We start from the raw sequence: 14,797 nt of genomic DNA on the forward strand, positions 1-14,797 counted from the left end.
ATAGATGTTTCCTATCAAACCGTGACAGCGCGGCTGGCGCAAGCCACCTGTCCCTGCCCGGCCATTCCCGCTAAGAAGAGCCATGACCACGCAAACGCCCCTTGATCCGGATACGTTGATCGGCTGCCCGCAGTGCGACGCCACCTATACGCTCGCCGCGCCCAAATCGGGTGAGACCGCCCACTGCGCGCGCTGTGGATACCGCCTGATCGCACCGCGCAAAAAAGCGGGCATGCAGATCATCATGTTGTCGCTGACCATTGCTGTGCTGGTCATCGCGGCCTCTGTCTTTCCGTTCCTGACGATTTCTGCCGCGGGCCGCAGCAATTCGGTGTCGATCCTGCAGGCGGCATTGGTCTTTAGTGACGGCATTCTGGTGGTGCTCGCGCTGGCCACCGCCGCCTTGATCATCTTCATCCCGCTGCTGCGCGTGTTGCTGTCGCTTTACGTGCTGACGCCGGTGGTCTTTGACCGCCCGCCCGCGCGCGGTGCTGTCAAAGCGTTCCGCCTGTCCGAGGCGTTGCGCCCGTGGTCCATGGCCGAAATTTTCGCCATCGGCTGCGCTGTGGCGCTGGTCAAGGTCACGGACCTTGCGGATGTGCAATTCGGCCCGGCCTTCTGGATGTTCACGATCCTTGTCTTTCTCGTTGTCCTTCAGGACACATTCCTGTGTAGATGGTCTGTATGGAACTCTCTGGACAAAACGCAGACATAAAAAGCGCCAAGGATCTGGGCCTTGTGACCTGCCGCCGGTGCAGCCGCGTCTGGCCTATAGAGACTGAGGTGTGCGCGCGCTGTGGCCACGCCGTGCAAAGCCGCGACATCACCAGCCTGCAACGGGTCTGGGCGTTCTGGGTCTTGGGGTTCATGTGCTATATTCCCGCCAATATGTTCCCCATGCTGCAGACCCGCACCCTGCTGCAGGTGCAGGAGGACACGATCATCGGCGGCGCGGTCGAACTGTTCCATTACGGATCGCCCGGCGTGGCGGCGATCATTCTGATCGCAAGCGTCGTCATTCCGGTCGCCAAATTCATGGCGATCGCGTTCTTGGCGATCTCTGTGACGCGGCCGTCCAAAGTCTCCCCCCACCAGCGCACCGTGCTTTATGAGGTGGTGGAATATATCGGGCGGTGGTCCATGATCGACATCTTTGTCGTTGCGATCATGGCGTCACTGGTGCAGTTGAACACATTGGCAGCGATCAATCCCGGCAGTGCCAGCCTGTTTTTCGCCTTGTCGGTGATTTTCACGATGCTGTCCGCGCAAGCCTTTGACAGCCGCATGATCTGGGATGTCCAGGCAGAGGCAACAGACCACCACGCGGGGGAGACCGAGACATGACCGACACGCCCCCGACCCTGCAGGTGAAACCGGCGCGCCGTGCGTGGTATCAGCGGATTTCGGCGATCTGGCTGATCCCGATCATCGCGATCCTCGGCTCCCTTGCTGTGGCCTATCAATCCTATTCCAGCCGCGGTCCCCTGATTGCGATCACCTTTTCGGACGGGGCCGGCATCGCCAAACGCGAAACGGAACTGCGCTACCGTGATGTGACCGTGGGCGTGGTGGAAGACGTCAAATTCACCCCTGATCTGAGCGGCGTACAGGCCATGGTGCGCGTCGACACCTCGGTCGCCCCCTATATCGACAGCTCTGCCACGTTCTGGATCGTGCAGCCCGAACTGACCGCACAGGGCGTGACCGGCCTCGATACGGTGTTGTCGGGCGTCTATATCGAAGGCACGTGGGACAACGACCCCAGCGATCTGGTCTATGCCTTTGACGGGCTTGAGGACGCGCCGCTGTTCCGGTCCGACGAAGGCGGGCTTGAAATCGTGTTGCGCACCCCCCCCGGCGGGTCGATGACCGACAACAGCCCCATCACCTTTCGCGGCATCGAAGTGGGCCGCATCGGCAAGGCGCGCATTTCGCCTGATGGCAATTTCGCCCTCGCCGAGGCGCTGATCTACGAACCCCACGACCGTCTGATTTCCAGCGCCACACGGTTCTGGGACACCGCCGGATTCACCTTTTCCGTAGGTCCCAACGGGGCCGAAATCGACTTTTCCTCCGTCGCGACCCTTCTGGGGGGCGGCGTGACCTTCGACACCTTCGTGTCGGGCGGCGATCCGATCAACGACGGTGCCGTGTTCGAAGTCCACCCCGGCGAAACCGAAGCCCGCAACAGCCTGTTCACCGAATCCGAGGTCGAGACCCTTCAGGTGCGCGTCATATTCGAACAGAACATTTCCGGGCTGGCCGTCGACGCCCCCGTTGAAATCAACGGGCTCAACATCGGTAAGGTCCAATCGGTTCTGGGCACCATCGACAGGGAAGAATTCGGCGACAGCCGGGTCCGACTGAACGTGCTTCTGGCGATCCAGCCCGCCCGCCTTGGTCTGCCCGGTGAGGTCACACCGCAGGCCGCACAAGACTTTCTGGCCCGCCGGATCGAGGGCGGCCTGCGCGCCCAACTGGCCAACGCCAGCCTGTTGACCGGAGGTCTCAAAATCATTTTGCGGCAGGTGGATGACGCCAAACCCGGTGAAATGCGGGTGGCCGAAAACGGACTGCCGATTATCCCGACCGTGGACGCCGAACTGGCCGATGCCGCAGCCAGCATTGAAGGCGTGCTGAACCGCGTCAATGAGCTGCCCGTCGAGGAACTCCTTGAAAGTGCAATCCTGTTTCTGAACAACGCGACCGCCTTGGTGGGCAACGAAGACCTGCAGCAAACCCCTGCAGATATCCGCGCGCTTGTGGGCGATATCAGCGGGGTCGTGTCCTCGGACGAGGCGCAGACGCTGTTGGTCACGCTGAACTCAGCCGTTGGCCAGTTCGAACAGCTTCTCGTGGATGTCGAAACCGCCCGTCTGGCAGCAAGGCTGGGCGACGCGCTGGACACCACAAGTGCCGCCGCCGCCGCCGTGGCCGACGTGACCGGCGGGGTGCCCGCGCTGATCGACCAGATCACAGCCGTGGCCCAGAAAGCCGAAGCGCTTCCGCTTGAGGCATTGACGCAGGAACTGACGGATGTGGCCGCCGCCACCGCGAGCCTTCTGGAAAGCGATGGCGCGCAATCCCTGCCCGGCGTTCTTGGCGGCGCATTGGGCGAGGTTGAGGCGACCCTGCGCGATCTGCGCAACGGCGGCTCGGTCGAGAATTTGAACGCGGCACTTGCCTCGGCCCGTGAGGCCGCAGATGCGGTCGCAGCTTCGACCCAAGGGGTGCCCGCGCTGATCGAACGGATCGAGGCCGTCGCGGCCAAGGCGCTGGACCTGCCCCTTGAAGACTTGTCTGTGGAGCTGACCGATCTGGCCGCGGCCACCGCAACACTGCTGGAAAGCGAGGCGGCCCAAAACCTGCCAGGCGATCTGGGCGGTGCCTTGGGTGAGGTCGAGGCGACGTTGCGCGACCTGCGCGCCGGTGGCACGGTGGATAACCTGAATGCGACACTGGGGTCCGCCCGTGACGCAGCGGGCGCCATCGAAGAGGCGGCAAACGACCTGCCGACGCTCGTGGCGCGGATGCGCGCTGTCCTCGATCAGGCAGGGCGCACCATTGCAGGCTATGATCAGGGTGCCACCCTCAGCCGTGATGTGGAAAGCACCCTGCGTGACATCCAGAACGCGGCAAACGCGCTTGAATCCCTTGCGCGAACCATAGAACGTAACCCAAGCGCACTGATCCGGGGACGATGATGACCTATAAGACTGCCCTTTTCTCATTGGCCCTTCTCGCGGGCTGCGGCGGCACAGCGGATCTGTATTCCGTGCCGACGCCCGCAGTGTCGGACAGCATCAGAATTGGCTATGCCACGGTTGAGGTCCGCGATGTGTCCCTGCCCACCTATGCCGCCGATGATGTGATCGCCGTACAAGGCCCCGGTGGTGTGCTGCTGACGGACGAAAACATCCGCTGGGCCGACAGCCCCGAACGCGCTGTGGGGCTGGAACTCAGCCGTCATCTGGCGCAGCTGTCCGGTCGTCGTGTGGCCTCTGAACCTTGGCCATTCGAAGGCTTTGCAGATGCCATTCTTGAGGTCCGTTTTGAAAGCCTGATCGCGGGGGCCGACGGCATTTACCGCGCCTCGGGCCAGTATTTCGTCAGCACGGAACGTGAGGTCCGCGACCGGTCCGGTCTGTTTGATCTGGCGGTGCCCTATGTGGTTGACGCAGGCCCTGCCGGGATCGCCGCCGCCCGTGGGCAGCTGGTCCTTGATCTGGCCGAACTGATCGCCACCGAAGGTCTACGCTAGGGCGCGGACCGTCAGGTCACCCTCCAGCACAATCAGGTCCGCTATCGGCCGCCCGACCATTTGCGACAGGTGCCCCTGCCCCATGACGGCCGCAGGTGTGGTGATGGCCATGCGCAGGGCGTCCTCCAGTGGCACGCCCACCTTTTGCACCAGCCGCCGCAGCCCTTGGGCCTGAGTGATATGGGCACCGGCCAGATTGCCGTCGCTGTTGACCAGACGCCCCCCGTCAACGCGGATCGTTTGCCCATAAAGGTCAAAGCTGTCGCCGCCGCCCACGGTCGCCATGGCGTCAGACACCAGAAAGGCGCGGTCCGGTCCGGCGGCGCGTAAGGCAAGCGCGATCATGGCGTCATCCACATGATGCCCGTCACAGATGATCCCGAACCGCGCCTGACTGTTCAGCAACGCCCCCACCGCCCCCGGCGCACGGCCCTGCATCTGCGACATGGCGTTGTACAGATGCGTGCCGCAAGTGGCCCCGGCGCGGATGGCTGCGGTGACATCCTCCGCCCGCGCATCGGTGTGCCCGATGGACACCACGGCCCCCATCTGTGCCAGCGTCGCGATCTGATCGAGGGTCGCGGCCTCTGGGGCCAGCGTTATCATCACCGGCACACCGGCGCGGCGCAGCTTGCCCACCACATCCATCGTGCGCGTATCCAGCGGGCGGATAAACTCCGCCGCGTGGGTGCCGCGTTTGGCGGGGGCGATGTGCGGGCCTTCGATGTGCAGGCCCATGATGCCACCTGATCCGGCCACGGCCATCGCGGCCTCAGCCGCGCGGTCCAGCACGTCGGGCGCGTCGGTAATCACGGTCGGCATCAGCGCCACCGTGCCAAGGGCGTGGTGTGCAGCGGCCACGGCACGCAAGCCGTCCGGCGTCGGGTCCGTATTGACCATGACACCGCCGCCGCCATTCACCTGTAGGTCAACAAACCCCACGGACAGACAGCCTGAAACTGGTGTGGCTTGAGCGGGGGCCTGCCCCACCTCGGCCACGTGGCCATCTTCCAACCGGACGCCGCAACGGGCGCGCAATGTCTGACCATCAAAGACCTGTTCCGCCGCGATCCATCCGTCAGTCATGTTTCGCGCTCCATGCCGCATAGGCGGCCCCCCGTGCGCCGCTGGTGTCGCCGCCTTGGGCGATGACCACGGGCGGCACCGTGATATCGGCAAATTGCGCGGCTTGGGCGGCGGCCTGCACATCCTGTGCGACGCCATCAATCAGGCTCAACCCGCCACCAAGGATGATAATGTCGGGGTCGAGCGTTACGACCAGCCCGTGCAACACCTCCCCCACCAAGGCGCACCAGACCGCCCAGACCTGCGCCATGTCGCCTGCCTTGCGGGCGGCAATATCGCGGGTGGTCACGTCTTGGCCGATGATATGGAGGGCCAGCCGCACCAGACCGGGGCCGGAGATATAGGTTTCGACGCAGCCGCGCCGTCCGCAACCGCAGTCATAGATCGGCAGATCATATGCGGCGATCAGATGGGCGGGCGCGGCCATATGGCCGATCTCTCCGCCCGTGCCGGTGGGCCCGTCCCGCAGCGCGCCACCGTGAATGACCCCACCGCTGACGCCCGTGCCCAGGATCACCGCCGCGACCGTGTCCGCGCCGCGCCCCGCGCCAAAAACAGCCTCGGACAAGGCCAGTGCGCGGCAGTCGTTCAGCAGCGTGACGCGGCGCCCCAAGGCGGCGTCCAGATCCGCGCCGAACCTGTGCCCGTTGGCCGCCAAATTCGCAGCGATCATTCGCCCCGTGGACGGATGCACCAACCCCGCGCTGCCGATGCCCACGGGCAAAACCGCGTCCGCCTCAGCCTCGGCCCAAGCCACTTGGCTTGCAACCGCCGCCACCAGCGCCGGATAGTCGCGCGGCGTGTCCACACGGGCGCGCGCGGCCACCTGCCAGTCGTCATCAAACACCTGCGTTTCAATCTTGGTGCCGCCGATATCAATGCCAATGGCCTTCATGTGGGGCGACCTGCCGGTGTCAGGCTGTCGAAGGGGATACCTGTGGCGGCTTCAAATTCTGCCTCATCCCAAAAGCCGATCAGCACACCCTCCTCGGCGGCTTTGCTTTGACCGGCCAGAACCTGCGGCGTGGCCGTGATGCGGCTGTGGTGGCGCGTGGCCCACGCCAGCAAAGCGTCCTTCATCCGCGTGCGGGCCGCCACATGGGCAGGCGCGTCAGAGGCCCCCAAATCGACCAGTTCATCGGGGTCATCGGCCAGATCAAACAGGATCGGGCGGAAGCCTTCGCAATGGATGTATTTCCACCGGCCATCGAAAATCATCTTCGTATGGGCGCGGTCCTGCGCGACATCCAAGGCCGTGGCCATTTCGGACCAATGATAATCATGTTCCGAAATCGCGTATGTGCGTCCCAATGGCCCCGCCCCATGCAGCACCGGCGTCAGATCGCGCCCCTCCAGCACGTGGGGCTTGGGCGCGCCGCCGACGGCGGCCAGAAACGTGGGTGCGAGATCAATCATCTCAACCAGATCATCCGCGATGCGGCCCCGTGCTGCGTCAGGCGCGCGGGGGTCCGCGATGATCATCGGCACTTTGACGGCCATCTGGTGGTAGAAATCCTTGTCGCCCATCCAGTGATCGCCCATGTAATCCCCATGATCGGAGGTCACGGCAATGATCGTCTTGTCTGTCAGCCCCGCCGCATCCATCCACGCAAAAAGCCGCCCCAGATGATCGTCGAGCTGTTTGATCAGCCCCATATAGGCGGGGATCACGGTCTTACGAACTTCATCACGGGCGAAACTTTGGCACACACGGGCGTTGAGGTAGGCGGCCATCAGGGGATGATCTGTCGCCTTCTCAGCCTCGGCCCGCACGGGCGGGATGATGTGCCGTTCGTCGTACATATTGTGATAGGGGGCGGGCACGATATAGGGCCAGTGGGGCTTGATATAACTGAGGTGACAGACCCACGGCGCGTCGCCCGCGTTTTCCATGAACGCCATGGCGCGGTTGGTCATATAGGCGGTCTCGGAATGTTCCTCAGGGATATTGGCCTGTCTGCGGGAGTTTTTCAAAAGCCAGCCGGACAAACCCGCGCCGTCTGCATCCACGCCCGAATTGGCGAAATCATGCCACGGGTTGTCGGCCTCAAACCCATGTGCCACCAAATAATCGTCATAGGCCGACCAGCGCTGGATGGACGTGTTCGGATGCAGCCCGTCGTCGCGTTCAAAGGCGTCAAACCCGCACTCAGACCGCCGCACGCCAATGTCACTGTCCGGATCAATGCCCAGCCAGGCCATCCCCTCAAGATCGGCGCGCATATGGGTCTTGCCCACCAGAACCGCACGGGCACCGGCCTCACGCAGGTGATCGCCCAACGTAGGCTCGCCCACGCGCAGGGGCATCCCGTTCCATGTTGATCCGTGGGACCGCACATACCGCCCCGTATAGGCCGACATCCGCGAGGGGCCGCAGACGGGCGATTGCACGTAGGCGTTGTCAAATCGCACCCCACGGGCGGCCAGCGCATCAATGTGCGGCGTGTGCAAATGCGGGTGGCCATAACAGCTGAGGTAGTCAAACCGCAGCTGATCGGCCATGATCCACAGCACATTCATTGGTTGCCCCATCTGCCCCTCATCCGGCTGTTTCGCGTGACTTTCCCCCAAAGCGCATCCGGTGTCGACCCTTGGCCAAATGACCACAAGACCGCCTATTGCGTCGTTTTCGACCTTTTGAACCGCCCGCGAAATGTTTACCTAAGCCCCAGACGATCAATTGGAGGGCCAAAGCCCATGTTTCGACGCACAGCAACCGCCATCGCAACCCTGCTGACCCTGACCACCACAGCGCAGGCGCAGGAGTTTACCTTTTCGGTGCATCACTTCCTCAGCCCGCAATCCCTGACCCATACGCAGATGATTGAACCTTGGGCTGCGTCGATTGAAGAGGCGTCGGGCGGGCGCATCGCGTTTGAAATCTTCCCCTCCATGTCGCTGGGCGGCACCCCGCCTGAACTTTATAGTCAGGTTCGCGACGGCGTGGCCGATGTGATCTGGACGCTGCCGGGCTACACGCCGGGCACCTTCCCCCGGACGGAAGTCTTTGAACTGCCCAGCGTCCACATGGGCGATGCGCGCGCCACGAACCTTGCGATCCAGTCGATGATGGACACGCTGGCCCCTGATTTCGAAGACATCCACCCGCTGCTTGTGCACGTCCACACCGGCAATGCGGTGCATCTGAACGGGTCCGACATCGCGACCGTCGCGGATTTTGAGGGCCTGAAGGTCCGCAGCCCGTCGCGTACGGGCGCTTGGATGGTCGAAGCCTTGGGCGCCGAACCCGTGGGGATGCCCGTCCCCGCCCTGCCACAGGCGCTGGCGCGTGGCACGGTGGATGCGGGCCTCGTGCCGTTTGAAATCGCCATTCCGCTGGGGCTGGCGGACCTCACGACAGCCTCCGTTGAACTTGACGGCGGCGCGCGCTTTGGCACGTCTACGTTCCTGTTTGCCATGAACCAAGCCAGCTACGACAGCCTGCCCGCCGATCTGCAACAGATCGTCGATGACGCCTCAGGTGAGGCGTTTGCGATCGCCATGGGCGAGGCGTGGAACGCGATTGAACCCACCGGTATCCAAAAGGCGCTGGACGCAGGCAACACCGTGACCCAGCTCGACGCCGAGGCCACTGCGTCCTTCGACGCGCCCTTTGCCGCCGTAGAAGCCCGTTGGCTTGAGGAAACGGCCGCAACCTTTGACAGCCAATCCCTGCTGGATGAGGCCCGCGCGGCCATCGCCGCAGCCACAGAATAAACGCGCCGATCCATGCGGGCCCTGTTGATCAAAGCCATCACCGGCTGGGCCCTCATGGGCGGTGTGCTGCTGCTGCTGATCGTGGCCGCGTCGGCGTTGAACGCCGCAGGGTTTACCGCCAATGCGGTGGCGCGGATGTTTGGCGGCACGGTGTCCGGCCTGCCGGGGTATGAGGACGCGGTGACGCTTTTTGTGGGGGTGGCGGGCCTTGCCATGTTTCCCTACGCGCAACTGCACCGCGCCCATGCGGCGGTCGATACCTTCATGCAAAACGCCCCCGATTGGGCCAACAGGGCCGTCTTTGTGACGTCATCGTTGCTGGTGGCAGGCGTGGCGCTGGCGATGGGGTATATGCTGATCCTCGGCACGGTTGAGGTCCGTGCGGACCGCGTGGAAACCACGGTTCTGGGCTGGCCTGTCTGGGTGTTCATGCCCTTTGCGGTGGTGTCCTGCATCCTGTGGGCCGCAGCGGCCCTTTTGGCGTTGAAGGCTGACGATGGAACGTGAAGTCATCGGCCTTTGGGGCCTCGTCGCGCTGTTTTTATTGATCATGCTACGCATTCCCGTAGCCTTGGCGATGTTTGTGACCGGCGTTGTGGGCACATGGGTCCTCAGCCTGACGTCGCCCTTCATCAAATTCGGCCCCTACCTGTTGCAGTTCAAAACCGCGCTGTGGAATTCGGTGGCCAACTACGATTTGTCCGTGGTGCCGTTGTTCATCCTGATGGGGTTTCTGGCCGCCGAAACCGGGCTCAGCCGCGATCTGTTTCAAGGGCTGAGTGCAGTGACACGGCGCATCCGTGGCGGCGTGGCCATGGCCACGATTCTGGCCTGCGCGGGCTTTGGGGCGGTCAGCGGGTCGTCCATCGCCACAGCCTCCACCATGAGCCGCGTGGCCCTGCCGGAACTGCGCCGCCTGAGCTATCACGAAGGCCTGTCCACGGGCGTTCTGGCCGCAGGCGGCACCTTGGGCATCCTGATCCCGCCGTCTGTGGCGCTGGTGATCTATGCCATCGTGGTCGAGGCCCCGATCATCGCGATGTTCCAAGCGGCCATTGTGCCGGGCATCCTGGCGGTTGTCCTGTTCTTGCTGGTGATCCGCATCCGCGTGGCGCGCAATCCCGCACTGGCCCCGACGCGGGCGCCCATGACGGATGCGGAGGTGTCGCAGGCATTGCGCCGGTTGATCCCTGTGGGCCTGATCTTTGGCGCGATCATTCTGGGGCTGGGATTGGGCCTGTTTACGCCAACCCCAGCCGCAGCCGTCGGTGTGTTTTTGATCCTGATCTACGGCGGCCTGCTGCGCGCCTTGGGCCACGACGCGGGCCTGACCCGTGCGCGGCTGAAGGCAGCCCTGCTCGCCACGGCCAACACGGCGTCGATGATCTATTTCATTCTGTTCTCGGCCGATATCCTAAAGGGGTTCTTTGCGCGCACGGGCCTGCCTGCGGCCCTGTCGGAGTGGGCTGCGGCGTCGACGATGGAGCCGATGATGATCCTGCTGGCGATGCTGGTGATCCTGATCATCCTCGGCTGTTTCATGGAAAGCCTGTCGATGATCCTGGTGGTGGTGCCGTTTTTCTGGCCGGTGCTGGTGCAGCTTAATGGCGGGGAGTTTGTATCCGCTGATCGGGCGGCCTTCGGGATGACCACTGATGATCTGCGCATCTGGTTCGGGATACTGGCCCTGATCGTGGTGGAGCTGGGGCTGATCACACCGCCCGTGGGGCTGAATGTCTTTGTGATCAAATCGTTCTCCCCCGACACGACCCTTGGGACGATCTTTCGCGGGGTGGCCCCGTTCTTTGCCATCGAACTGGTGCGTGTGGCGCTGTTGTTGGCCGTGCCCGCTTTGGCGCTGACCCTGCCCCGCCTGCTTTAGGCGGCTACCCCGGCCCCACATCGCGGTTGTGCGCCAGCGGGCTGGCGCGCAAGGTGGCCGCCGGAAATTCCGGTGTCTGCCGGATCATTTGCAACGAAAAGCCCGGTGTCTGACGTTGCAGATCGCCCAGCAATTTGCGCGCGCGGTCGTGACGGTTGGCATGGACATCCAACGCATACAGGTGCCGCATGGGCATCCGGAACGCAGGGGCCAACCGGTGCGCGCGCGCCGCATTGCGCGTGGCGCGGTCAAAATCACCCACCGAGATATCCGTCAGACACGCCACCATATGCGCCCATTGCGCGTAGCGGCTTTCGCCCGCAAGCTCCACCGCCGCGCGGGACAGGTTTTGCGCCATGCGCACGTCGCCCTGCCGCATGGCCAGCGTCGTCAGCGCGGTGCGCGCCATCACCGATGATGCATTGCGTTGGGAGGCAGATCGGATCAGATCATCCACATCCTCGATCACCCCGCCCAGAAACAGTTCAATCTGGCCAATCAGGGCGATCATCGACGGGTTGCGCCCGTCCCGTTCAGCCGCCTGCGTGGCAAAGGCCCGCGCCTCATCACGCAAGGTGTCCAGATCGGATTCGGTGCGTTCGTTGACCATGACCAGCCGCAAAAACGCAAGCCACGCCAGCGCGATGGGGTCGGATGTCTGGTCATGAACCGCCGTCAGCAATCCGTCGGCCACCCGCAGACGCGCAGCATCAAAGGTGAACAATTCATCAATCGCCCGTTCCCGCATCCGTAGGGCCGGATCACACCCGTCAAGGTCCCGCGCGGCCCGCAAAACTGCCTCCGTCGCTTCGTTTCCCGCGCTCAAGGCGTTGTTCAGGCCCGGCGTGTTGAACAACCGTGAGGTCGACCAGACGATCCTGCCATCGGACCCCGTGACGGTCATCATCGCCACGACCGCATGATCCTCGCGCAAGGACGTCACATCAAGGATGAGGTCCGTGGCACCCTGCGGAGCGGCGGCAGATCTGCCACCGGCAGTGCCCACAATCTCGAACCCGCCCACTTCCGTCAGGTTCTGGGCCGCCATGTGAACAACCGTCCGGCACAGATCAGACCCGTCGTGCCGTATGCCCACGCGGGCCACACGCCGCCCCTGCGGACGCGGCGGAAGCGCATCCACCAGACGTGCCCCGGCGGACACCGCGACGGGGGGTGTTCCCAACCGCTGCCGTTCACGTGCCAGCCAGCTTTCGAATTCCGGATCGCGCACGTCCAGACCCTCAAACAGCGGCATCGGGTCACCGTCCCCGTCCGACCCGAGATCAATCGCGATGAGGGTGGTATCAAGCGCCACAAACCGGCGGTCCGAGATCAGGGCCGCGCGGTCCGGCCCCAGACACTTGCGCACCTCGGACAGCGCCTGACGCAAGCTGCCGTTGGCCTGCGCCTGATCGCGGTCCGACCACAGCCGTGTTTCCAGCCAGCGCCGGGCGCGCCTGTGACCACCTGACAGGGCCAACAGGGCCAGCAGGCCGCAGGTTTTCATATTGCGCGGGGTGATATCCGTGCCATCCGCGCGGACCAGACCGAACGGCCCACGGCAGTTCAGAACAACACGTGCAACGTCCCCGTCCTTCATTTCGTCACCCCAACGCGAATTCTTCGTGAATTCCTCGGCCCATGCCGCCCCCGGCGTTGACCGCACGAAGACGGCCAAGATTAATGAGCATCATAACCTTACGTCAATTTCTGCAATAAAGGAAATTTTCTATCATGGCGCTTTTCTCGACGTTCGGGCCGCATGGCCCCCACGGACCCCACGGCCCGCATGGCCCTCACGGACCGCATGGCCCCCATGGGCCGCATGGTCCACACGGTCCCCATGGGCCGCACAGCCCTCATGGATCGTCTGCAGAGGCCACCAACGTTGGCAGTTACTCCCTGTTGCTTGCCTCGTCGGAGGCCGTGGGGCACTGGGATGGCACGGCCGACCGCACGCCGCAGATGCCCGACGACACTTTGGGGCGGTTCAAAACCCTGCCCGATCATGTGCGCGGGCCGCTTCTGGCGGCGGATCTGTCCGATCTTTTTGCTGTCGGCGCTTTGGATCACGGTGATGTCACGGTCAAAATGTCCGGGAAGGACCTTGCGACAATTTCGGCAGGTCAGGACATCGACGACGCCCAGATGGATCTGATGAAGGAGGCAGCCCACCTGCGCGCGGAACGTCTGCCGGAGATCGTGGACCAGATCGGCGCGGTGCTGCCCTATATGGCGCAAACCCTGCGGCTGGGCGGCGGTCATGCGCCGATGGCGTCCCTGCTTTTGGCGACGGTCCAGTCGGCTGCGTCGAAAATCTCCTATCAGGTGAAATTCCAGTTCTCGGCCCCCCGACCGGTACAGTTTTCCACCGGTCTGCGTCCGGTCATCCAGACACCGGGGCATTCGAGCTATCCCAGCGGTCACGCCACCGAAAGCTTTGCCCTTGCGACCGTCCTATACGGGTTGATGCACAAACAAACGCTCGATGTCGGGACCCTGTCGACGGCCCTGCCCGACACGCTGGCCATTGCAGACCGCATCGCGCGCGGGCGGGAGATCGCGGGCGTTCACTTTCCGCAAGACAGCGCCGCGGGCATGGTGCTGGGGATCGCCATCGGCAACGCTGTTGTTGCGGCGGGTCTGGGGGTGGACACGCCAAGCTACGGCTTTGACGCCTGCCGTCTGGGCACGGCACTTGCCGATCCGAGGGCCGTGTTTGACGGCAAAGGCGGGACAGTCGGACGGGGCAGTGTCACGCCGCAGCCCACGCCACTGGCGCGTCTGGTCATTGGTGAGGCGATGGCGGAACTCTCGGGCGCATAACCCCGACCGGACCCCTCAGGACAGCCACCCTAGGTCGTGGTGGCTGTCTTGCTGTGAAACACGGCGCGCCCCAGTCTGGGGTCCGCATCATCCGTCAACGGTTTTGCCGCCTGCCCCCGCGTCAGGCGATCCGCCTCAAGACCGGCAGCAATGGCGGCGGCTGCACTGGTGCCGCCGATGCGGGCCATGGACCCCGTGCGCGTTCCTGCGGCCAGAAAGCCCCCCGACAAAAAGCCGTCTTCGACGACCACAGCAAAATCGGGTGCGTGATTGACCGCGAAAGTTCCGCCTTGAGACGAATAGGCCATCGGCTCGGCCCCTCCGAAGGCCGCCGCCGCGACCGTTTTCACCCTGTCCGAACTGTGCGGCGCGAGGGCGGTGTAGCTGCCTGCGTCGGTAACCTTGACGCCTGCATCGCGCTGCGGGCTTTCGAAATAGGATTGCCGCCCGTGCGGGGCATAGCCCGGCGGGGTCGATCCCGACTGGATCTGGGCCGTCACGTCAACGGGGGCCGCCCCGCCGGACCGGACCACAACCTGCCACAAACCGGCGCGAAAGGCCGCGCGTCCCAGATCGGGGGAGGTCGGCCGCAACGCCACCACAACCCCGTCAGCGGACCAATCCAACCCGCCATCCGCCCCGTAGAGTGCAGAGGTCTGGCCCAGCGCCCAGCCGATGGCCTCGCCTGCGTCGTTGTGCAAAGCGATGCACTCGCCCGCACCCGGGGCGGTCCAGCTTTGCGGGACCGTTTCGCCCGGTGCAATCAGCCCGATTTCCACAGGTCCGGTGGCGCGCACTTCCATAAAGCTTGCCGTGCGGTCGTCGGGCAGGGTCCGCCATCCGAAGGTCACGCTGTCCTTTGGTGCGATCTGCGCTGTGGCCAACTGGCGGTCGCCATAGGCGTTTCCATAGGCGAAAAAGGCCGTCACCGTGCCCCCTGTCGCGGCTTCATAGGCGGCAACCTCGCGCAGGAATTCGCGTTGGAAGTGTCCCGATCCGTCCTTCGGCCCCGCCAGCATCCCCAG

Annotated in this window: 13 protein-coding genes; 8 read left to right on the forward strand and 5 right to left on the reverse strand. The window is 64.1% G+C overall.

The annotated features are described in order from the left end of the window. The first annotated feature begins 82 nt into the window (after window positions 1–82). The 4 genes from QZ653_RS09120 to QZ653_RS09135 are packed head-to-tail and all read left to right on the forward strand — an operon-like array spanning window position 83 to window position 4,261. Window positions 83–715 (forward strand): paraquat-inducible protein A, encoded by a 633-nt coding sequence (locus QZ653_RS09120; protein WP_296419740.1) that lies wholly within the window; start codon window positions 83–85, stop codon window positions 713–715. Beyond that, the gene (locus QZ653_RS09125) at window positions 676–1,344 is read left to right on the forward strand and encodes a paraquat-inducible protein A (protein ID WP_296419742.1); all 669 of its coding nucleotides are present in this window, start codon (window positions 676–678) and stop codon (window positions 1,342–1,344) included. Before QZ653_RS09120 ends, QZ653_RS09125 begins: the two co-directional genes overlap by 40 nt. Further along, complete coding sequence (locus tag QZ653_RS09130; protein WP_296419744.1) at window positions 1,341–3,704, forward strand: MlaD family protein; 2,364 nt, start codon at window positions 1,341–1,343, stop codon at window positions 3,702–3,704. The genes QZ653_RS09125 and QZ653_RS09130 overlap by 4 nt, the downstream gene beginning before the upstream one ends. Then, the gene (locus QZ653_RS09135) at window positions 3,704–4,261 is read left to right on the forward strand and encodes a membrane integrity-associated transporter subunit PqiC (protein ID WP_296419746.1); all 558 of its coding nucleotides are present in this window, start codon (window positions 3,704–3,706) and stop codon (window positions 4,259–4,261) included. Before QZ653_RS09130 ends, QZ653_RS09135 begins: the two co-directional genes overlap by 1 nt. Here the strand turns inward: QZ653_RS09135 and QZ653_RS09140 are convergent. Genes QZ653_RS09140 through QZ653_RS09150 form a run of 3 tightly spaced genes read right to left on the reverse strand, consistent with a single transcriptional unit; the run spans window position 4,253 to window position 7,879 of the window. Further along, window positions 4,253–5,347 (reverse strand): N-acetylglucosamine-6-phosphate deacetylase, encoded by a 1,095-nt coding sequence (locus QZ653_RS09140; protein ID WP_296419748.1) that lies wholly within the window; start codon window positions 5,345–5,347, stop codon window positions 4,253–4,255. The two genes, QZ653_RS09135 and QZ653_RS09140, sit on opposite strands and share 9 nt — an antisense overlap. Then, window positions 5,340–6,242, reverse strand: coding sequence for an ROK family protein (locus tag QZ653_RS09145; RefSeq protein WP_296419749.1), 903 nt, complete (start codon window positions 6,240–6,242; stop codon window positions 5,340–5,342). The genes QZ653_RS09140 and QZ653_RS09145 overlap by 8 nt, the downstream gene beginning before the upstream one ends. Then, window positions 6,239–7,879, reverse strand: coding sequence for a sulfatase-like hydrolase/transferase (locus QZ653_RS09150; protein WP_296419750.1), 1,641 nt, complete (start codon window positions 7,877–7,879; stop codon window positions 6,239–6,241). The genes QZ653_RS09145 and QZ653_RS09150 overlap by 4 nt, the downstream gene beginning before the upstream one ends. Window positions 7,880–8,044: 165 nt before the next feature. Between QZ653_RS09150 and QZ653_RS09155 the strand changes: the two genes are divergently transcribed. From QZ653_RS09155 to QZ653_RS09165, 3 genes are read left to right on the forward strand one after another with little or no spacing between them, the layout of a single operon-like run. Continuing rightward, window positions 8,045–9,064, forward strand: a complete 1,020-nt coding sequence (locus QZ653_RS09155; RefSeq protein ID WP_296419751.1) for a TRAP transporter substrate-binding protein — start codon at window positions 8,045–8,047, stop codon at window positions 9,062–9,064. 12 nt (window positions 9,065–9,076) lie between these two features. Further along, window positions 9,077–9,571, forward strand: coding sequence for a TRAP transporter small permease (locus QZ653_RS09160; RefSeq protein WP_296419752.1), 495 nt, complete (start codon window positions 9,077–9,079; stop codon window positions 9,569–9,571). Beyond that, window positions 9,561–10,946, forward strand: a complete 1,386-nt coding sequence (locus QZ653_RS09165) for a TRAP transporter large permease (protein WP_296419753.1) — start codon at window positions 9,561–9,563, stop codon at window positions 10,944–10,946. Before QZ653_RS09160 ends, QZ653_RS09165 begins: the two co-directional genes overlap by 11 nt. Window positions 10,947–10,950: 4 nt before the next feature. Here the strand turns inward: QZ653_RS09165 and QZ653_RS09170 are convergent, their stop codons facing one another. Then, the gene (locus QZ653_RS09170; protein WP_296419754.1) at window positions 10,951–12,624 is read right to left on the reverse strand and encodes a hypothetical protein; all 1,674 of its coding nucleotides are present in this window, start codon (window positions 12,622–12,624) and stop codon (window positions 10,951–10,953) included. Window positions 12,625–12,851: 227 nt separating this feature from the next. Between QZ653_RS09170 and QZ653_RS09175 the strand changes: the two genes are divergently transcribed. Further along, window positions 12,852–13,772 carry a phosphatase PAP2 family protein gene (locus QZ653_RS09175; protein ID WP_296419755.1) on the forward strand — a complete coding sequence of 307 codons (921 nt, stop codon included), beginning with the start codon at window positions 12,852–12,854 and terminating at the stop codon, window positions 13,770–13,772. 29 nt (window positions 13,773–13,801) lie between these two features. Here the strand turns inward: QZ653_RS09175 and QZ653_RS09180 are convergent. After that, on the reverse strand, window positions 13,802–14,797 hold a 996-nt coding region (locus tag QZ653_RS09180; RefSeq protein ID WP_296419756.1), incomplete at its 5' end, for a hypothetical protein.

This window comes from Pseudooctadecabacter sp. (genome assembly GCF_020627745.1).
Classification (GTDB): domain Bacteria; phylum Pseudomonadota; class Alphaproteobacteria; order Rhodobacterales; family Rhodobacteraceae; genus Octadecabacter.